Below are 17414 nucleotides of genomic sequence, written 5' to 3' on the forward strand. Positions count from 1 at the left end.
TTATTCTCCGAATGATTACAGGCGGGCTACGCCGAATGAATTGGCTTTAAGCGGGCGTACAGCGGCTTCGGCACAGATATCCAGCAGGTAGCCGAGCAGTTTGCGCGTGTCGCGCGGGTCGATCAGGCCGTCGTCCCACAGGCTGGCCGTGCCGTACAAGGCGGTCGACTGGCTGTCGAGCTTCTGCGCGGTGACGGTTTCCAGCATGTCGAGCATCTTCGGGTCGGCTTCTTTGCCTTCCTTCAGGTGTTTTTCCTCGGTGACGATGCGCAGCACTTTGCCGGCCTGAGCGCCGCCCATCACCGCGGTTTTGCTGTTGGGCCAGGCGAAAATAAAGCGCGGGTCCAGGCCACGGCCGCACATGGCGTAGTTGCCAGCACCGTAAGAGCCGCCGACGACAATGGTCAGTTTCGGCACCGTGGCGTTGGCCACTGCCTGGATCATCTTCGAGCCGTGCTTGATCACGCCTTGCTGTTCCGACTCGGTGCCGACCATAAAGCCGGTGGTGTTATGGAAGAACAGAATCGGCGTGTTGCTCTGCTCGCATAGTTGGATAAATTGCGCCGCCTTGGCCGCACCTTGCGGGGTGATCGGGCCGTTGTTGCCGATAAAGCCACAGGGCTGGCCTTCGATCTGCAAATGGCCGCAGACGGTCTGGTTGTCGAACTCGTTCTTGAAGTCGAGAAAGGCCGAGCCGTCGGCGATACGGGCGATGATTTCGCGCACGTCGTAGGGTTTTTTCGGATCTGACGGCACCAGGCCGAGCAGCTCTTCGGCCGGGTACAGCGGTTCGCTGTAGCGCTTGGCCGGGCGTGCGGGTAGCTGGGCATTCCACGGCAGCATGGCGAGAATATCGCGGGCAATGCGCACGCCGTCAGCATCGTTCTCGGCCAGGTATTCGGCGGTGCCGGCGACCTGTGCGTGCATTTCGGCGCCGCCCAGTTGCTCATCGGTGGCGATTTCGCCGGTGGCAGCTTTTAGCAGCGGTGGGCCGGCGAGGAACATCTTGGCTTTACCACGTACCACCACCACGTAGTCTGACAGCCCCGGCTGGTAAGCCCCGCCAGCAGTCGACGAGCCGTGTACCACGGTGATCTGCGGCAGGCCCATGGCGGACATGCGCGCCTGGTTGGCAAAACCGCGTGCGCCTTCGACGAAGATATCGGCGGCATAGTTGAGGTTGGCGCCGCCACTTTCCGCCAGGGTTACCAGCGGCAGTTTGTTCTCGACGGCGATCTGTTGCAGACGCAGGGTTTTCTTCAGCCCGGTAGGGGAGATAGTGCCGCCTTTGATCGCGCTGTTACTGGCGGTGATCAGGCAACGTACCCCGGCGATATAGCCGATGCCGGAAATGATCCCGCCACCGGCCTGGGTGCCGTCCTTGTCATCGTGCAGCTTGTAGCCGGCCAGCGAGGACAACTCAAGAAACGGCGCGCCGGGATCCAGCAGCAAATTAAGGCGTTCACGCGGCAGCAGTTGGCCGCGCTTGTTGAATTTTTCCTTGGCGGCAGCGGCCTTGTTCAGGCAGTTCTGCTCGATCTCGCGAAAGCTCGCCACAGCGGCGAGCATCGCCTCGCGGTTCTTGGCGAAATCGTCGCCATGCACATCGATCTCGGATTGGATAACCGGCATAGGGGCTTACTCCTGATCTTTCAGCACATCGGGCATATAGGCCCGGTGGAAGCCGTTATAGGTCTCGCTGTTTTTCGCCTTGCCCAGCGTCCAGGCACGGGTGCCCTGGCTGGCGGCCCCGTCGATGCGGATGGTGTTGCCGCTGATAAAGTTGGCCCCTGGCGTGAGCAGGAAGACGATGGCCGCGGCCACCTCTGATTCGCTGCCGATGCGCTGCAACGGCACGTGATCCTTGAGTGAGCGGATCATGCTTTTCATGGATTCGGGGTAGGTGTCCATGCCGCTGGAGGCGATCCAGCCCGGCGCTACGGCATTTACCCGCACGCCGGCGTGGCCCCACTCGTAGGCGGCGGTTTTGGTGAAGTTCTCCATGCCGGCGCGCGCCGCGCCGGAGTGGCCCATGCCGGGCATGCCGCCCCACATGTCGGCGAGCATGTTGACGATGCTGCCGCCGTGCTTGCTCATGCTTTGCAGGAACACTTCCTTGGCAATCAGAAAACCACCGACCAGGTTGGTGCGCACCACGGTCTCGAAGCCTTTCTGGTTAATGCCGATCAGCGGCGCAGGGAACTGGCCGCCGGCATTGTTGACCAGGTGGTGGATCTGCCCGCGCTCGGCGACCACGGTTTTGACCATGGCCTTGACCGCGTCTTCGTCACGGATATCGCAGACCTGAAAGCTGGCGCTGCCGCCGTCTGCGCTGATTTCGCTGCAGGTGGCGTCGAGTTTTTCCAGCTTGCGTCCGACCAGCACCACATGCGCGCCCAGGTGGGCCAGCTCATGAGCGGTGCAACGGCCGATACCGCTGCCGCCGCCGGTGACCATGATGGTCTGGCCGCTAAACAAGCCGGGTTTAAATACCGAGTCGTAGCGCATGCTTATTGTCCTTGTTCGAGGCTGGCGGCGAGCGCCTGTGGCACTGGCACCGGAAACTCCAGCAGCTGCTGAGCAAAGGCCTTGCCTTGCGGGTCGATGCGCAAGCTGGCGATGCCGCCGCCGCCCAGGGCGTTCTCCAGCAGGAAGTTCAAACTGTGGCTGGCGGGCAGGTACCAGCGCGTAACCTTGCCGTGCTGTGGGTCGAGGGCGTGCTGCATCCATTCGGCCACGGCCGCCTCGCTCAGCGCAGCGGCGATCCAGGCCAAGTACTCGGGCTTTCTGGCCATTACGCCGATATTGCTGTGGTTGCCCTTGTCGCCGGAGCGCGCCACGGCCAGCTTGATTAGCGGCACGCAGGCGTCAGCCTCAGTGCTTGGCAGTGGCGCGGCGATATCCGTGGCGATCTGCGTGCTATCTAGAGCCTCGATTTGCGGCAGGGCGACGGGGGTACGTTCGCCGTTCAGTTCCACTTCCAGCGCGCAGGCGCTTTTGTCGGCAAGGAAGCTGAACAGGCGGATCACTGGGTAAACACTCGGGCGGCCGCCGACTATGCCCGTTAGGCCGGGTGCCATGCCGGTGGCGGCTTGGGCGATCTCGCGGGAGAACAACACCAGGGCTTCTTTTTTGGCGTGACGCACGGCGATCTTGATGACGATCTCGCGGCTGTCGGTGCGTTGGCCGTGAGCGCCGTAGGTGGCTTCTGAGCCCAGCAGTTCGATGCTGACTTCTTTATACGGCCCCCAGCCGCGCTCAGCGAACAGCTCTTCGGTCTTGTTGATGATCGCCTGGCTGACGCGTTGGGCTTTTTTCAGCGCATCGATGCCGGCCATCAGGCAGCTGGCGGTGCAGCGGAAACCATCAGGGTAGGTGGCGCTGACCTTGTACTGATCGGTCGGCGGCAGGCCGCGTGCGCCTTTTAGCTCAACCCGATGCGGGCCAACCTGGCTCAGCTCGACCTGGGTGAAATCGCAGACCACGTCAGGCAAGTAATAGGCCCGTGGGTCGCCGATCTCATAGAGCATTTGCTCGCCCACGGTGAAGGTGCTGATCAGGCCGCCGCTGCCTTCTGGTTTACTCACGACAAAGCTGCCGTCGGCGGCCACTTCCACCACCGGGAAGCCGATGTGTTCGTAGTCCGGCACGCTTTGCCAGTCGGTGAAATTTCCACCGCTGCACTGTGCGCCGCATTCGATGATGTGCCCGGCCAGTGCGGCTTGAGCCAGCTGGTTGTAGTCGTCCCAGGCCCAGTTGAACTCATGCACCAGCGCGGCGCTGACCACCGCACTGTCGACCACGCGGCCAGTAATCACAATGTCCGCACCGAGTTTCAATGCTTCGACGATGCCCGGTGCGCCCAGATAGGCGTTAACCGACACACAGAAGGGCGGTAGCGCGGCGCCGCTAAACATCTCCACGGTGCCGGCCTTGGCCAACTCGCCGAGCTTGGCTTGCAGGTTGTCGCCATGCAGCACGGCAATCTTCAGCTCGACCCCGGCCTGCTCGCAGGCACTGGCAAGGGCCGCCGCGCAGGCGCTGGGGTTAACCCCGCCGGCGTTGCTGATCACACGAATTTGCTTGGCGGCGATGTCCTGCAGCAACGGCGCGAGGGTTTCGACGAAATCGGTGGCGTAGCCGGCGTCGGGTTTCTTCATCCGCGCCCCGGCCATGATCGACATGGTCACTTCGGCCAGATAGTCGAATACCAGGTAATCCAGTTCGGTGCCATTTACCAACTGGGCGGCGGCGGTGCTGGTATCCCCCCAAAACGCGGAAGCACAGCCGATGCGTACGGTTTTAGTCATTGCGATAGGTCCCGCCACACATGAATAAGGTGATTTGAAGGCTACCAAGCAAGCGCTTGGTTGAAAAGCCCTTGGGTGAATCTTTCTGCTTCAAATGCACCCAAGCGCTTGCTTGGGTGGCCGGCTCAGCATAAATTTCACCAATAACGACAAGCACTTGGATGCAAACGCAGAGGGTGTTGGATTCAAGGCGATAAGGCGGGAGAGTATTTAGCGTGGATGATCAACAAGCGCAGGCGGTGATGCAGGATCTGGTGGCCAGTGGGCAGGTCACCGATCCGGACAGTGCGCGCGGCAAACTGCTGCAAACCGCAGCGCACCTGTTTCGCAGTAAGGGTTATGAGCGCACCACGGTGCGTGATCTGGCCAGCGCTGTGGGCATTCAGTCCGGCAGCATCTTTCATCACTTCAAGAGTAAGGACGAAATCCTCCGCTCGGTGATGGAGGAAACCATCCGCTACAACACCGCGCTGATGAATGCCTCGCTGGCTGAAGCGAGCGATCTGCGCGGCCGGGTGCTGGCGCTGATCCGCTGTGAGTTGCAGTCGATCATGGGCGGCACTGGCGAGGCGATGGCGGTGCTGGTGTATGAATGGCGCTCGCTGTCAGAGCCTAGCCAGGCGTTTATCCTCGAACTGCGTGACAACTACGAGCAGCTCTGGCTTGAGGTGCTGGGTGAGGCTAGTGCGGCCGGCTATTTCAAGGCCGACCCTTTTATTATGCGGCGCCTGCTTATGGGGGCGCTCAGCTGGACCAATACCTGGTTCCGTCCCGAGGGCGCGGTATCGCTCGATCAGCTAGCCGAAGAAGCCCTGTCACTGGTTATTAAGGAAGCCTGAGCAAATTGAGCTACGCTTAGATGGCACTTTGATAGTATTTTGGCGTCAACGGGCTGCAGATTTTCCGGTGCACCCACGCAGTTGCAATACCTTGTCTGCTCCGAGGTTTTCGCTTGGCCATGCTGTTAAAAGCGTTACTACTTGGCTTGATGCTCTCTGCGGCCTGCTTTGCGCAGGCTGTAGAAGAGGTGCGAGTGGGGGCCTATCATTTCCCGCCCTATGCAATTAAACCGGAAAGTCAGCAGGTAGGCGGCCTGCTGCCGGAGTTGCTGCAAGCGCTTAATCAATTGCAGAGCGACTACCGCTTCACCCTCGTCGCCACCTCGGTCATGCGCCGTTACCGTGATATGCAAAGTGGTCGCTTCGATCTGATGTTCTTCGAGTCGCCAGGCTGGGGTTGGCAGGGTGTCCCGCATGCACCGCTGGATTTGCGCATCGAAGATGCCGAGGTGTATGTCACACGCCAGCAGGCGGGGCGTGACGAGAGCTACTTCGATGATCTCAAGGGCAAGCGTATGGCCCTTTACAGTGGCTATCACTATGGCTTTGCCGGGTTCAACTCGGACAAGCAGTTCCTGACGGATAACTTCCGTGCCGTGCTGACTTATTCACATGACAGCAACCTGAATATGCTGCTGCGCGACCGAGCCGATGTGGCAGTAATCACCCGCTCTTACTTGCGCGCCTACCAGCAGCGCTACCCGGAGCAGAGCCGCGCCTTGCTGATTTCCGAGCGCGTCGATCAGTACTATCGCCATCACGCACTGTTGCGTCCTCGAGCGCCCATCCAGCCTGAGCAGTTTATGGCGCTGTATGAGGCGCTCCATGATAATGGGGCGCTGGAGAAAATTTTCAGTCGTTATCAGATCCGCGTCGTACCCGCTGCAGCGGATAGCTCAACCACCGCTACAACAGATTGACGGCCCCTCGGCATCAACCCTCGCGAGCGTCCTTGGCCTCTTGCTCAAGCTCGCGCTGCCGAATCTTGCTCAGCTGTTCCTCGCTCAACGGCAGTGGCTTGGCGGTGCGCAGCAGCACCATCAGGCCACCGACGATGGAGCCCAGCACCACAAGCATCAATAGCCAGATATACCAAGTCATGGGGCGCTCCTCGTGTGTGGGGGAGTGTTCACCATAACCTGCCAGCGGCTGGTCTGTCAGATCAGCCGCTGACACTGGCCTAGCGGCGAACCTGCTTGAGGGTTTCGGCGATGAGGAAGGCCAACTCCAGCGACTGGTCGGCGTTCATCCGGGGGTCGCAGTGGGTGTGGTAGCGATCCGACAGCCCCGCTTCGGTAATCGGTCGTGCGCCGCCGATGCACTCGGTGACGTTCTGCCCGGTCATCTCGATGTGGATACCGCCGGCGTAACTGCCTTCAGCTTGGTGTACCGCGAAGAACTGCTTCACCTCATTGAGGATCTGCGCAAAGTCGCGGGTCTTGTAGCCGCTGCTGGCCTTGATGGTGTTGCCGTGCATCGGGTCGGAGCTCCACAGCACCTGGCGACCTTCGCGTTGCACGGTCTGGATCAGGCGCGGCAGGCCCGCTTCGACCTTGTCTGCGCCCATGCGCACGATCAGGTTGAGGCGGCCGGGATCGTTGTCTGGGTTGAGGATGTCGATCAGGCGGATCAGTTCTTCACTGTCCATGCTCGGGCCGACTTTAACCCCGATCGGGTTACCGACGCCGCGCAGGAACTCGACATGCGCACCATCTAACTGACGGGTGCGGTCGCCGATCCACAGCATATGCGCCGAGCAGTCGTAGAAGTCACCGGTGAGGCTGTCCTTGCGTACAAAGGCTTGCTCGTAGTTCAGCAGCAATGCTTCGTGGGCGGTAAAGAAGCTGGTTTCGCGTACTTGCGCCGCGCCATCCATGCCGCAGGCACGCATAAAGGCCAGGGTCTCGTCGATGCGCCCGGCCAATTGGCTGTATTTCTCGCCAAGGTCGGAGTTGGCAATAAAGTCGAGGTTCCACTGGTGCACCTGATGCAGGTCGGCAAAGCCGCCCTGGGCGAAGGCGCGCAGCAGGTTCAGGCTGGCGGTGGACTGGTGGTAAGCCTGCAGCAGTCGCTCTGGGTCTGGCACGCGGCTTTTCTCGTCGAAGCCGATGCCATTGACGATGTCGCCGCGGTAGGCCGGCAGCGTCACGCCGTCGATGGTTTCATCGTTGGCCGAGCGTGGCTTGGCGAACTGCCCGGCCATGCGTCCGACCTTCACTACCGGGCAACCGGCAGCAAAGGTCATGACGATGGCCATCTGCAGCAGCACTTTGAAGGTGTCACGGATTTTCGCCGCACTGAACTCGGCGAAACTCTCGGCACAGTCGCCGCCCTGCAGCAGAAACGCGCGACCCTGAGTCACCTCGGCAAACTGACGGCGCAGTTCGCGGGCTTCACCGGCAAATACCAGCGGCGGATAGCTGGCAAGCTTTTGCTCGACATCCAGTACATGCGCGGCATTCGGGTATTGCGGTTGTTGCTGGATGGGTTTGCTTCTCCAGCTTTCAGGGCTCCAGGCTTGCGACATCGTGGCTCTCGGCTTTAGTCAAATCAGGCGGACCTGCATGGTAACCGATACGCCTCGCCCAGTAAGCCGATAGCCGTGATAGAGCTGCTGTATCGGTTGGCGCGCTTGCGTGTAACCGACAAAGCCGAAACGCATGCCTGTGCCTGTGCCTGTGCCTTTGGCGTGCTGTGCACCGCCTCATAGGTTGGCAGTGATAGTCGCGTGCGGGGCCAGTTGCGGTATTTTTATGGCTGTAGTTGCCCAGGCTTTAAGCCCTTGAAACGCCTGCTGGCTAATTATTGCGTGACCCAGGCCAGGCACCTCAATGACAATTGCCGCCTTTCCTCGGCCTGAAGCGGTCGGGGATGTCACGGTGGAGAGTGCGGGATGCCAGGTTTACCTCCGGTCGATCAAATGCCAGAACCAGTATTGATTGCCGAAGTTCGCGATGCCCACGGTGTGATTCAAGTGGTTGAAATGGGAGCTTATCGCTTTCTCGAATTTGGCGAGGCCATCGAGCAGAGCTGCATCTATATGCCGGACCCAAGTTGGCTGGAGTACGACTACACCCGCGCCATGCTGCTTGGTGCGCTGTGCCATGAATACCCGGAAACGGCACTGTTTCTCGGGTTGGGTGCCGGCAACCTGACCCAGGCGTGCCTGAAGTTTCTGCCGTTGGACGATGTCGAGGTGATCGAGCTGCGCGCCGATGTGCCGCGTCTGGCCATGGAGCATATGGGTCTGGCCGATGACCCTCGGCTGACCATTCGCATTGGTGATGCTTTGGAGTTGCTGGAAAGCGCGGAAAAGACTGATTTGTTGTTTGTTGATCTGTACACCGACCACGGCCCGGCGACTGGGCATCTGGCTTGGCGCTTTCTGGAAAACTGTCAGAAGCAGCTTAACCCTGGTGGTTGGTTGATCATCAATCAATGGGCCGGCAGCGACGGCAAGCCGCTTGGCGCACCGCTGCTGCGCGGTCTTTACCATCGGCATTACTGGGAATGCCCGGTGAAGGAGGGCAACGTGGTGTTGCTGGTGCCGGCTGATATGGACCAGGAACTCGATCTCGACGAGTTGCGCCGCCGTGATGCCTTGCTCGCCCCGCAGTTGGGCTACTCGCTGGAGTCATTGATTAAAGCGGTACGCCCGGCGTCCTGAGCAGAGCGCCGGGCGGCCTGGTCAGCGACCTTTGAAGTCGCCCGGGCGTCGCTCCAGCATGGCCTTGACGCCTTCCTGGGCGTCTTCGCTGACCATCAGATGGGTGATGGTCGGGTGCAGGTTGGCAGCGGCGGCGGCCGGACCTTCGTGCACCGCCTGGCGGGCCGAAGCCAGGGTGGCCTGCACGCCCAGTGGTGCCTGGGCGGCAATTCGTTCGGCCAGCCACAGGGCTTGGGGCAGCAACTCCTCGCTGGCCAGCACTTCTTGTACCAGCCCCAGGCGATAGGCCTCGTGAGCGTCGAACTCGTCACCGGTGAGCAGCCAGCGCATGGCGTTGCCCCAGCCCGCCGTTTGGTGCATGCGCAAGGTCGCGCCGCCAAATGGGAAGATGCCGCGCTGCACTTCCATCTGGGCAAAACGGGTGTTGCTCGCGCAGAGGTTGATGTCCGAGGCCAGCATCAGCTCGATACCGATGGTGAAGCAGTAACCGTGCGCGGCGACTATCACCGGTTTGCTTACCCGCGGCCCACCGAATACGCCCCAGGGGTCGCAGCCGCCAGCGGGGATTTGCCAGCCGGCGGCAAACTGCGCCGCCACATTGGCCAGGTCCAAACCCGCAGTGAAATGCTCGCCGTGGGCAAAGATCAGCGCCACCCGCGCTTCGCTGTCGCGCTCGAATTCACCGTAGGCCAGGCACATGTCATCGAGCATGGGCAGGTCGAAGGCGTTGCGTTTGTTCGCTCGGTCCAGGCCAATCAACATGATATGGCCACGTTTTTCACGGCTGACGCGACCGCTGGTGCTAGAAGACATGATTAGGAGTCCTTGTGCGCAGGGTGAGTGAATTGGGGCTTGCGGCTGTTGTGGCGTTTCAGTTTGAGGCTATCAGATGATCGCGGTATGGCACGCGAGAGGTGTTGCTTACGCATTTTTATTGAAAAGCAGGCACATCAGTCCGCTTTTCCGGTATAGTGCGCGCCGGTCAATTCTTGGCCACGTTCAGGTAGTACAGCTCGCCCGAAGGTTAACTTTGGCAGTTAGTCCGTTTTGCGGACTATCCTTGACGATTCATTTATCACACGTTTTCGCAAATCCCCGCCGACATGGCTGCCAGGGTGACTTTCGGGTCTTACACGGCATGCGTAGCTTTGGAATATGGGTCTTTGCGGATGCACTTGAGGCAGACCCATGACCCAGGAAACCGGCGGCTTCGCCGCTCTCGATCTCCATCCCAATGTTCTCGCTGCTGTAATTGCTACTGGCTATGAAGAGCCGTCGGCCATTCAGATTCAAGCGATTCCAGTAATTCTGGCTGGCCACGACATGATCGGCCAGGCGCAGACCGGTACCGGTAAAACCGCTGCCTTCGCCCTGCCAATTCTCAGCCGTATCGACCCGGCCAAGCGTCAGCCACAAGCGCTGATCCTCGCCCCGACACGTGAGCTGGCGTTGCAGGTTGCCACCGCGTTTGAAACCTATTCCAAGCAAATGCCGGGCGTCAATGTCATCGCCGTGTACGGCGGTGCACCGATGGGTCCACAGCTTAAAGCGATCCGTAATGGCGCGCAGATTGTTGTGGCCACGCCGGGGCGTCTGGTTGACCACCTGCGTCGTGACGAGAAAGTGCTGTCGACTATTCAGCACCTGGTCCTCGACGAAGCCGACGAGATGCTCAAGCTGGGCTTTATGGATGACCTCGAAGTCATCTTCAAGGCCATGCCGGAAAGCCGTCAGAGCGTGCTGTTCTCCGCCACGCTGCCGCACTCGATCCGTGCCATCGCGGAAAAGCACCTGCGTGACCCCAAGCACGTCAAGATCGAAACCAAAACCCAGACCGTAACTGCGATTGAGCAGGTGCATCTGATGGTTCACGCCGACCAGAAGCATGCTGCCGTACTGCGACTGCTGGAAGTCGAAGAGTTCGACGCGCTGATCGGTTTCGTACGCACCAAGCAAGCCACCCTGGATCTGGCCGCCGCGCTGGAAGCCAAGGGTTACAAGGCTGCTGCCCTGAACGGTGACATCGCGCAGAACCAGCGTGAGCGCGTCATCGACTCGCTGAAAGATGGCCGTTTGGACATCGTCATTGCCACCGACGTTGCCGCTCGCGGCCTCGACGTGCCGCGCATCACCCACGTGATGAACGTGGACATGCCGTACGACCCAGAGTCTTACGTGCACCGTATTGGCCGTACTGGTCGTGCCGGCCGTACCGGTCGTGCGCTGCTGCTGGTCACCCCGCGTGAGCGCCGCATGCTGCAAGTGATCGAGCGCGTCACCGGGCAAAAAGTCGGTGAGGTCAAACTGCCGGACGCCCAGCAAGTGCTGGACGCTCGCATCAAGAAGCTGACCAACAGCCTGGCACCACTGGTGGCGGATGCTGAAGCCAGCCACGGTGAGCTGCTGGATCGTCTGACTGCTGACATTGGTTGCACCCCGCGTGCTTTGGCTGCGGCCCTGCTGCGCAAGGCCACTAACGGTCAGGCGCTGACCCTGGCTGAAGTTCAGCGTGATCAGCCGCTGGTACCTGGTAGCGGTGGTGCTCCGCGTGAACGCAGCGAGCGCAGTGAGCGTCCTGATCGTGAAGGCAGCCGCGAGCGTCGTGCTCCAGTGCCGCTGGGTGAAGGTCGTGCACGTTGCCGTACCGCGCTGGGTGCGCGTGATGGTATCGCCGCGAAGAACCTGCTCGGCGCGATCCTCAATGAAGGCGGTCTGGCCCGCGAAGACATCGGGCGCATTCAGGTGCGTGAGAGCTTCAGCCTGGTCGAGCTGCCGGAAGAGGGTCTCGATCGTCTGTTGGGCAAGCTGAAAGACACCCGCGTCGGTGGCAAGCCGCTCAAGCTGCGTCGTTATCGCGAAGATTGATCCTTCGCTAAATAAAAAGCCCCGCCTAGTGCGGGGCTTTTTTATGTCTGCGGTTTGCCGGCTAGGGCTCAGGTGAAGCTGTAAATATCCATCCCCAGGGCGCCCAGGGTGAAGCCGCTGTGTTCGACCTTGAACTGCCCACCGGCAGCCTCGGCAAAGAACAGTGGTAGCAGGTGCTCGTCGCTGGGGTGGTTGCGCAGGGCATGCGGCGCTTGTCGGCGATAGTCTTGCAAGGCCGCGTGATCCTGCTGACTCAGCTTGTCGACCACCCAGTCGCGGAAGGCCTGGGCCCAGGGTTCGATGCTCTCTGGCCGCGCTTGCCAATCCAGCTCGCCGAGGTTGTGGGTGATGCTGCCTGAGCCGATCAGCAGCACACCTTGCGTACGCAAGCTGGCGAGGGCCTGGCCGATTTGGCGCTGCAATCCCGGACCCTGCTGGCTGGGAAGGGAAACCTGTACCACCGGTATATCGGCTTGCGGGTACATCAATCGCAGTGGCACCCAGGCGCCGTGATCCAGTGGCCGCTCGGCATCCAGTTGCGCAGGCAGGCCAGCCTGGGCCAGCAGCTGCACGATCTCGCCCGCTAGCAGGGGATCGCCAGGGGCCGGGTAGTGCAGCTGATAGAGTTCAGGCGGGAAGCCATGGAAGTCATGCCAGGTGTCCGGTTTGCCAGCGCTGCCGACCCGCAGTTCGCGGCTTTCCCAGTGCGCTGAAACCAGCACAATGGCGCGTGGTTTCGCTAGCTGCTGAGCCAGGCGGGTGATGGCGGTGCCGCTGGCGCCGGGTTGCAGGGCGAGCATGGGTGAGCCGTGGGAGATAAACAGGCTGGGTAATAACATGGCGAGTTCCTGAGCAGTTATCTGTATCTTCTATCAGTCAGGCTGTGCATAAAAGCGCAAATATCCCAGTGTTTTCATCGTATTTGTAGATGAGTTGTCTGTGGGACGAATCTTTTGACCTTGTTGGCTGCTTTGCGCCAGGATCCTCATCTGAATATTTACAGGAGTCGTTATGCACGCAGAGTTTTGGCAGGCGCGTTGGTCGCGCAGTGAGATTGGCTTCCACCTCTCCGAGGTCAATCCTTACCTGCAGCGTTACTGGCCGGCGCTGGAGTTGGCTCAGGGTGCGCAGGTGCTGGTGCCGTTGTGCGGTAAGAGCGTAGATATGGCCTGGCTGGCTGGGCAGGGTTATCAGGTGATCGGTATTGAGTTGGCGCAGCGCGCCGTGGAAGACTTTTTTGCTGAGCATGGGCTTGAGCCGCAGATCAGTCAGGATGGCGTGTTCCAGGTCTACCGAGCCGGCGCAGTGACGATTTACTGTGGGGATTTGTTCGCCTTGGAGCCTCGGCATGTGGCGCAGTGCAGCGCGCTGTATGACCGTGCCGCCTTGATTGCCCTGCCCGAAGCCATGCGTGAGCGCTATGTCGCCCGCTTGGCTGAGCTGCTACCGGGCTCTATCCAGGCGTTACTAGTCGCGCTTGACTACGATCAGGGGCAAATGGACGGGCCGCCTTTTGCGGTGAATGAAGCGCAAGTGCAACGTTTGCTCGCCAGGCATTGGCAGATTGAGCTGTTGGAAGAGTGTGATGTGCTGGGGCAGAACTGGAGGTTTTTGCAGCGTGGGCTCAGCCGCCTGGATGAGCGGGTGTATCGACTGCAGCGTCAATAAATCAGTGTGCTTGCTCTAGCGTTAAGCCGTCTGCTGATGGCTTAACGCGTTGTGTTGGCGGCTTGGCGGGTCATACCGCCTCGATGGCGATTTTCTCGAATACCTCCGGCGTCAGCGCTGCCAAGCCATAGCTGTCGAGCACCTCGCGAGGATGTTGCTCACCGGGGAAGCTACTGTCGATCATGCTCAGAAGTTGCAGGCCGCGATCGGTCAGCACAAAGTTTTCACCGTTACCGCCTTGGCTCTCCGGGCGCGGGGCAATAAACCCAGCCTTGAGCAATTGAGCTTCGTATTTTGTGGCTTGGGCCTTGAGCGCATCCAGATCATCGACAGGATGCCCGGCTTGGCCCGCTTCGGCGGCTAATTCTTCGGCATAGGCGCGTGGGGCAAAGCGCTCATCGGCAGTGTTTTGCACTTCATGCAGCAAGCGTTCGATAAGATCCCAGTCGTATTTCATGTGAGTGTCTCCCGTTATCGTTGAGCTCGGTGCCTGTCCGAGAGCTAATCAATCTTTGGGTTTAACCTTCTTAAAATCCGACTCGGGGTGGTGGCTTAAGTTCGCTTAGTGCCCACGGCCCGCAGCTGAGGACGTCTGCGCGGGTTAATAAAAATGGCGACCCGAGGGTCGCCATTTTTATAGTCTGTGCTTGACTTAGCCGCGCTGACGCAGGGCTTCGATACGCTGCTCCAGTGGCGGATGAGTCATCAGTAGGCCAGCCAAGCCGTTTTTCAGGCCGCCGTTAATGCCGAAGGCCATCATGCTGTTGGGCATGTGCACCGGCACTTCCTGTTCGGCGCGCAGGCGCTGCAGGGCGGCGATCATTGCGCCAGTGCCGGCCAGGCGGGCACCGGCTTCGTCGGCCTTGAATTCGCGCTTACGCGAGAACCACATGACGATGATGCTGGCCAGGATGCCGAGTATCAGCTCAGCAAAGATGGTGGCGACGAAGTAACCAATGCCTGGGCCGTCTTCGTTTTTCAGGATGACCTTGTCGACGAAGTTGCCGAAGATCCGCGCGAAGAACATCACGAAGGTGTTCACCACGCCCTGAATCAGCGCCAGGGTGACCATGTCGCCATTGGCCACGTGGCCGATTTCGTGGGCCAGAACGGCTTTTACTTCGTCGGGCGAGAAGCGCTCCAGCAGGCCCTGGCTGACGGCAACCAGGGCATCGTTCTTGTTCCAGCCGGTGGCAAATGCGTTGGACTCGTACGCCGGGAAAATACCGACTTCCGGCATCTTGATTCCGGCTTCGCGGGACAGCTCTTCCACGGTCTGTAGCAGCCATTGCTCGTGGCGGGTGCGTGGTTGGGTGATGATTTCGGTCTTGGTGCTCATCTTCGCCATCCACTTGGACAGCAGTAGCGAGATCAGCGAGCCGGCGAAACCGAACACGGCGCAGAAAACCAGCAGGCTGCCATAATTCTGGCCGGTAAAGCGGTCAACCCCAAGTAACTTCAGGGTGATGCTGGCGATGATCAACACCGCAATGTTGGTGGCCAGGAACAGCATAATGCGCATCATGGTGTATTGAGACTCCTCAAGGGGAATAGCTATCAGACCGCTGTACAACCATGGATTGGCTGCTTCGCCTGGTTGTGCAGCGGCCTGCTGTTAGTTATGTCGGCTATATAAGGGCGCGCCCCCCGGCACTTCAACCCGGCGACTATTTCAAACTATGTCGCTTGTACCGTTTAGGCTGCTTTCAAACAGCAGGCGGGTGAGGCGGGCGACGCGTTCGCCGTGCCGTTGGCCCAGCGCTTCACGCAGCTGGAACGCCAGGGTGGCATGGACGCGGCGCACGCTGGGCGGCAGCGCATCGCCTTCACGCAAGGCGTGGGGCACACCGCGGGTCAGGCGCAGAAAGCCTTTTTCGCTGAGCACGGCCTGATCCAGGGCGTCGTAGCCAATGGTGGTGTCGAAGCGGATGTAGCCTTCCTCGGCCAGCCACAACAGCGCGCCCAGGCAGCTTTGGTGGCGTGGCGTGGGCAGGCCGAATTCGTCAGGCTCTTCACGGCCGATCAGGTCTTCGACATACAGCGCGGCTTTGCTGGGAAACGCCTGGTACAGGGTCAGCATGCCGGCGGCGGCGTCCTTGTAAAAGTCGTCGATCTGCAGGTCCATGGGGTTACTGCTGGTAAGTTTTGAGGAAGCTACCAATCCGGCCGATGGCCATTTCCAGCTCATCCACGCGCGGCAGGGTGACCACGCGGAAGTGATCCGGCCATGGCCAATTGAAGGCGGTGCCTTGCACGATCAACAGTTTTTCCGAAAGCAGCAGGTCGAGAACGAATTTCTCGTCGTTGTGGATCGGGCAGATTTTTGGATCAATCTTCGGGAAGGCATACAGCGCGCCCATGGGTTTGACGCAGCTAACGCCTGGGATGTCGTTGAGCAGCTCCCAGGTGCGGTTGCGTTGCTCCAGTAGGCGGCCTTGTGGCAACACCAGGTCATTGATGCTCTGGTAGCCGCCCAGGGCCGTTTGGATCGCGTGTTGGCTCGGCACGTTGGCGCACAGGCGCATGTTGGCGAGTATGTCGATGCCTTCGATATAGCTTTGTGCGCGGTGCTTGGGCCCGGAAATTGCCACCCAGCCAGAGCGAAAGCCCGCTACACGGTAGGACTTGGACAGACCGTTGAAGGTCAGGCAGAGCACGTCCGGGGCCAGCGAGGCGGTGGAAATGTGCTGGGCTTCGTCGTAGAGGATCTTGTCGTAGATCTCGTCGGAGAACAGCACCAGATTGTGCTGGCGCGCCAGTTCGACGATGTCCATCAGCACTTCTTTGGAGTACACCGCACCGGTGGGGTTGTTCGGGTTGATCAACACCAGCGCTTTAGTGTTCGGGGTGATCTTGGCCTTCATGTCAGCGATATCGGGGAACCAGCCGGCTTGCTCATCGCACAGGTAATGCACCGGCTTGCCGCCGGCCAAAGCTACTGCGGCGGTCCACAGCGGGTAGTCCGGAGCCGGGATCAGCACTTCATCGCCGTTATTGAGCAGCGCCTGCATGGCCATCACGATCAGCTCGGAGACGCCGTTGCCGAGGTAGATGTCCTCAATGCCAACGCCTTCTACCTGCTTCTGCTGGTAGTACTGCATCACCGCCTTGCGCGCACTGAACAGACCCTTGGAGTCGCTATAGCCTTGCGCTGTGGGCAAATTACGGATCACGTCCTGAAGGATCTCCTCCGGCGCTTCGAAACCGAACGGTGCCGGGTTGCCAATGTTCAGCTTGAGGATGCGATGGCCTTCCTCCTCCAAGCGTTTGGCGTGCTTGAGCACCGGCCCGCGGATGTCGTAGCAGACGTTGGCGAGCTTGTTCGATTTGCTGAACTGCATGTAAGTGATCCCGAATGGTGAAGCGCCGTTGAATTACCCTGCAAAAAAGCGGCGGATGACGCGCCTTGGCAGGTTGTAATGCCGGTGACAGACTGGGGGCGAATGATACGTGGCAGCCCGACCTTGGCAAAGGTACTGGTCGGGCTTTTTTGTGCTCAGCACATCCATGTGCTTGACCCCTTCGGGGCTTACGCGCAAAGAGCGCTCCCGGCGTTTTGTGGCGTGCCATCCATGGTCGTCACCTAGTGGGTCGTAGTTGTGCGCCGTTAAAAATCGCTTCTGGCGATTTTCTATTGAGGATTTTGTCTATGAACAAGTTAGAGAAGCCACTGGATGCCTGGCGTGAAGAGCTATCCGAGGAGCAGTTCCATGTGTGTCGCCTCGGTGGTACCGAGCGCGCTTTCACGGGGCAGTACCATGACAGCAAGGTGCCGGGTGTTTACCACTGCGCCTGCTGCCAGGCTGAGTTGTTCGACTCCGACGCCAAGTTTGACTCCGGCAGTGGCTGGCCCAGCTATTTTCAGCCGGTCAGCAGTGAAGCCATCACCAGTCTGGATGATTTCAATCACGGCATGCACCGCATCGAGGTCAAGTGCGCCCAGTGTGACGCCCACCTTGGCCATGTGTTTCCAGATGGCCCGGCACCGACAGGGCTGCGCTACTGCATCAACTCGGCATCGCTCAAGCTGGTCGCTAAAGCCGGCGAGTGACCCGTGTGGCCAGG

At 60.2% G+C, this 17414-nt stretch carries 17 protein-coding genes; 6 read left to right on the forward strand and 11 right to left on the reverse strand.

Annotated elements, in window-relative coordinates; translation table 11 throughout:
• Window positions 1-15: 15 nt before the first annotated feature.
• Genes atuC through Q0V31_RS13170 form a run of 3 tightly spaced genes read right to left on the reverse strand, consistent with a single transcriptional unit; the run spans window position 16 to window position 4310 of the window.
• Window positions 16-1632 (reverse strand): geranyl-CoA carboxylase subunit beta, encoded by a 1617-nt coding sequence (gene atuC / locus Q0V31_RS13160; RefSeq protein WP_298188229.1) that lies wholly within the window; start codon window positions 1630-1632, stop codon window positions 16-18.
• Window positions 1633-1638: 6 nt separating this feature from the next.
• Entirely contained in the window at window positions 1639-2508 is an 870-nt protein-coding gene (locus Q0V31_RS13165; protein ID WP_298188230.1) for an SDR family oxidoreductase, read from the reverse strand.
• Window positions 2509-2510: 2 nt separating this feature from the next.
• Entirely contained in the window at window positions 2511-4310 is a 1800-nt protein-coding gene (locus Q0V31_RS13170) for an acyclic terpene utilization AtuA family protein (protein ID WP_298188231.1), read from the reverse strand.
• 215 nt (window positions 4311-4525) lie between these two features.
• On the opposite strand from Q0V31_RS13170, the gene Q0V31_RS13175 reads away from it, so the two are divergent.
• Together Q0V31_RS13175 and Q0V31_RS13180 are read left to right on the forward strand one after the other, a co-directional pair.
• Window positions 4526-5149 carry a TetR/AcrR family transcriptional regulator gene (locus Q0V31_RS13175; protein ID WP_298188232.1) on the forward strand — a complete coding sequence of 208 codons (624 nt, stop codon included), beginning with the start codon at window positions 4526-4528 and terminating at the stop codon, window positions 5147-5149.
• Between the two features lie 119 nt (window positions 5150-5268).
• Window positions 5269-6069, forward strand: coding sequence for an ABC transporter substrate-binding protein (locus Q0V31_RS13180; RefSeq protein WP_298191066.1), 801 nt, complete (start codon window positions 5269-5271; stop codon window positions 6067-6069).
• 13 nt (window positions 6070-6082) lie between these two features.
• Here Q0V31_RS13180 and Q0V31_RS13185 read toward each other — a convergent pair whose 3' ends face one another.
• Together Q0V31_RS13185 and Q0V31_RS13190 are read right to left on the reverse strand one after the other, a co-directional pair.
• Window positions 6083-6250, reverse strand: coding sequence for a DUF2897 family protein (locus Q0V31_RS13185; protein ID WP_298188233.1), 168 nt, complete (start codon window positions 6248-6250; stop codon window positions 6083-6085).
• Window positions 6251-6329: 79 nt separating this feature from the next.
• Window positions 6330-7676 (reverse strand): class II 3-deoxy-7-phosphoheptulonate synthase, encoded by a 1347-nt coding sequence (locus tag Q0V31_RS13190; protein WP_298188234.1) that lies wholly within the window; start codon window positions 7674-7676, stop codon window positions 6330-6332.
• 366 nt (window positions 7677-8042) lie between these two features.
• Between Q0V31_RS13190 and Q0V31_RS13195 the strand changes: the two genes are divergently transcribed.
• Window positions 8043-8816 carry a spermidine synthase gene (locus Q0V31_RS13195; protein ID WP_298188235.1) on the forward strand — a complete coding sequence of 258 codons (774 nt, stop codon included), beginning with the start codon at window positions 8043-8045 and terminating at the stop codon, window positions 8814-8816.
• A gap of 21 nt (window positions 8817-8837) precedes the next feature.
• Here Q0V31_RS13195 and Q0V31_RS13200 read toward each other — a convergent pair whose 3' ends face one another.
• Window positions 8838-9629 (reverse strand): crotonase/enoyl-CoA hydratase family protein, encoded by a 792-nt coding sequence (locus Q0V31_RS13200; RefSeq protein WP_298188236.1) that lies wholly within the window; start codon window positions 9627-9629, stop codon window positions 8838-8840.
• A gap of 375 nt (window positions 9630-10004) precedes the next feature.
• Here Q0V31_RS13200 and Q0V31_RS13205 point away from each other — a divergent pair, with 375 nt between their 5' ends.
• Window positions 10005-11681, forward strand: coding sequence for a DEAD/DEAH box helicase (locus tag Q0V31_RS13205; protein WP_298188237.1), 1677 nt, complete (start codon window positions 10005-10007; stop codon window positions 11679-11681).
• 68 nt (window positions 11682-11749) lie between these two features.
• Here the strand turns inward: Q0V31_RS13205 and Q0V31_RS13210 are convergent, their stop codons facing one another.
• A complete protein-coding gene (locus Q0V31_RS13210) occupies window positions 11750-12520 on the reverse strand; it encodes a class III extradiol ring-cleavage dioxygenase (protein ID WP_298188238.1) in 771 nt (256 codons plus the stop codon).
• Window positions 12521-12692: 172 nt separating this feature from the next.
• Here Q0V31_RS13210 and Q0V31_RS13215 point away from each other — a divergent pair, with 172 nt between their 5' ends.
• A complete protein-coding gene (locus Q0V31_RS13215) occupies window positions 12693-13349 on the forward strand; it encodes a thiopurine S-methyltransferase (RefSeq protein WP_298188239.1) in 657 nt (218 codons plus the stop codon).
• A gap of 70 nt (window positions 13350-13419) precedes the next feature.
• Here Q0V31_RS13215 and Q0V31_RS13220 read toward each other — a convergent pair whose 3' ends face one another.
• The 4 genes from Q0V31_RS13220 to Q0V31_RS13235 all read right to left on the reverse strand — a co-directional run bounded on the left by Q0V31_RS13220 (window position 13420) and on the right by Q0V31_RS13235 (window position 16690).
• Entirely contained in the window at window positions 13420-13806 is a 387-nt protein-coding gene (locus Q0V31_RS13220) for a transcriptional regulator (RefSeq protein WP_298188240.1), read from the reverse strand.
• A gap of 195 nt (window positions 13807-14001) precedes the next feature.
• Window positions 14002-14874, reverse strand: coding sequence for a protease HtpX (htpX, locus tag Q0V31_RS13225; protein ID WP_298188241.1), 873 nt, complete (start codon window positions 14872-14874; stop codon window positions 14002-14004).
• Between the two features lie 147 nt (window positions 14875-15021).
• Window positions 15022-15474, reverse strand: a complete 453-nt coding sequence (locus tag Q0V31_RS13230) for a hypothetical protein (protein ID WP_298188242.1) — start codon at window positions 15472-15474, stop codon at window positions 15022-15024.
• A 4-nt stretch (window positions 15475-15478) separates the two neighbouring features.
• Window positions 15479-16690 (reverse strand): pyridoxal phosphate-dependent aminotransferase, encoded by a 1212-nt coding sequence (locus Q0V31_RS13235; RefSeq protein WP_298188243.1) that lies wholly within the window; start codon window positions 16688-16690, stop codon window positions 15479-15481.
• Between the two features lie 308 nt (window positions 16691-16998).
• Between Q0V31_RS13235 and msrB the strand changes: the two genes are divergently transcribed.
• Complete coding sequence (msrB, locus tag Q0V31_RS13240; protein WP_298188244.1) at window positions 16999-17400, forward strand: peptide-methionine (R)-S-oxide reductase MsrB; 402 nt, start codon at window positions 16999-17001, stop codon at window positions 17398-17400.
• Window positions 17401-17414: the final 14 nt, after the last annotated feature.

It is taken from the genome of uncultured Pseudomonas sp. (assembly GCF_943846705.1).
In the GTDB taxonomy this organism is placed as follows: domain Bacteria; phylum Pseudomonadota; class Gammaproteobacteria; order Pseudomonadales; family Pseudomonadaceae; genus Aquipseudomonas.

Coding starts and splice junctions, on each gene's coding strand:
- Q0V31_RS13220 (WP_298188240.1), bottom strand. CDS start 13,806: ATGAAATACGACTGGGATCTTATCGAACGCTTGCTGCATGAAGTGCAA.
- atuC (WP_298188229.1), bottom strand. CDS start 1,632: ATGCCGGTTATCCAATCCGAGATCGATGTGCATGGCGACGATTTCGCC.
- Q0V31_RS13235 (WP_298188243.1), bottom strand. CDS start 16,690: ATGCAGTTCAGCAAATCGAACAAGCTCGCCAACGTCTGCTACGACATC.
- Q0V31_RS13230 (WP_298188242.1), bottom strand. CDS start 15,474: ATGGACCTGCAGATCGACGACTTTTACAAGGACGCCGCCGCCGGCATG.
- Q0V31_RS13215 (WP_298188239.1), top strand. CDS start 12,693: ATGCACGCAGAGTTTTGGCAGGCGCGTTGGTCGCGCAGTGAGATTGGC.
- msrB (WP_298188244.1), top strand. CDS start 16,999: ATGAACAAGTTAGAGAAGCCACTGGATGCCTGGCGTGAAGAGCTATCC.
- Q0V31_RS13185 (WP_298188233.1), bottom strand. CDS start 6,250: ATGACTTGGTATATCTGGCTATTGATGCTTGTGGTGCTGGGCTCCATC.
- Q0V31_RS13170 (WP_298188231.1), bottom strand. CDS start 4,310: ATGACTAAAACCGTACGCATCGGCTGTGCTTCCGCGTTTTGGGGGGAT.
- Q0V31_RS13165 (WP_298188230.1), bottom strand. CDS start 2,508: ATGCGCTACGACTCGGTATTTAAACCCGGCTTGTTTAGCGGCCAGACC.
- Q0V31_RS13200 (WP_298188236.1), bottom strand. CDS start 9,629: ATGTCTTCTAGCACCAGCGGTCGCGTCAGCCGTGAAAAACGTGGCCAT.
- Q0V31_RS13195 (WP_298188235.1), top strand. CDS start 8,043: ATGCCAGGTTTACCTCCGGTCGATCAAATGCCAGAACCAGTATTGATT.
- Q0V31_RS13180 (WP_298191066.1), top strand. CDS start 5,269: ATGCTGTTAAAAGCGTTACTACTTGGCTTGATGCTCTCTGCGGCCTGC.
- Q0V31_RS13210 (WP_298188238.1), bottom strand. CDS start 12,520: ATGTTATTACCCAGCCTGTTTATCTCCCACGGCTCACCCATGCTCGCC.
- Q0V31_RS13205 (WP_298188237.1), top strand. CDS start 10,005: ATGACCCAGGAAACCGGCGGCTTCGCCGCTCTCGATCTCCATCCCAAT.
- htpX (WP_298188241.1), bottom strand. CDS start 14,874: ATGATGCGCATTATGCTGTTCCTGGCCACCAACATTGCGGTGTTGATC.
- Q0V31_RS13190 (WP_298188234.1), bottom strand. CDS start 7,676: ATGTCGCAAGCCTGGAGCCCTGAAAGCTGGAGAAGCAAACCCATCCAG.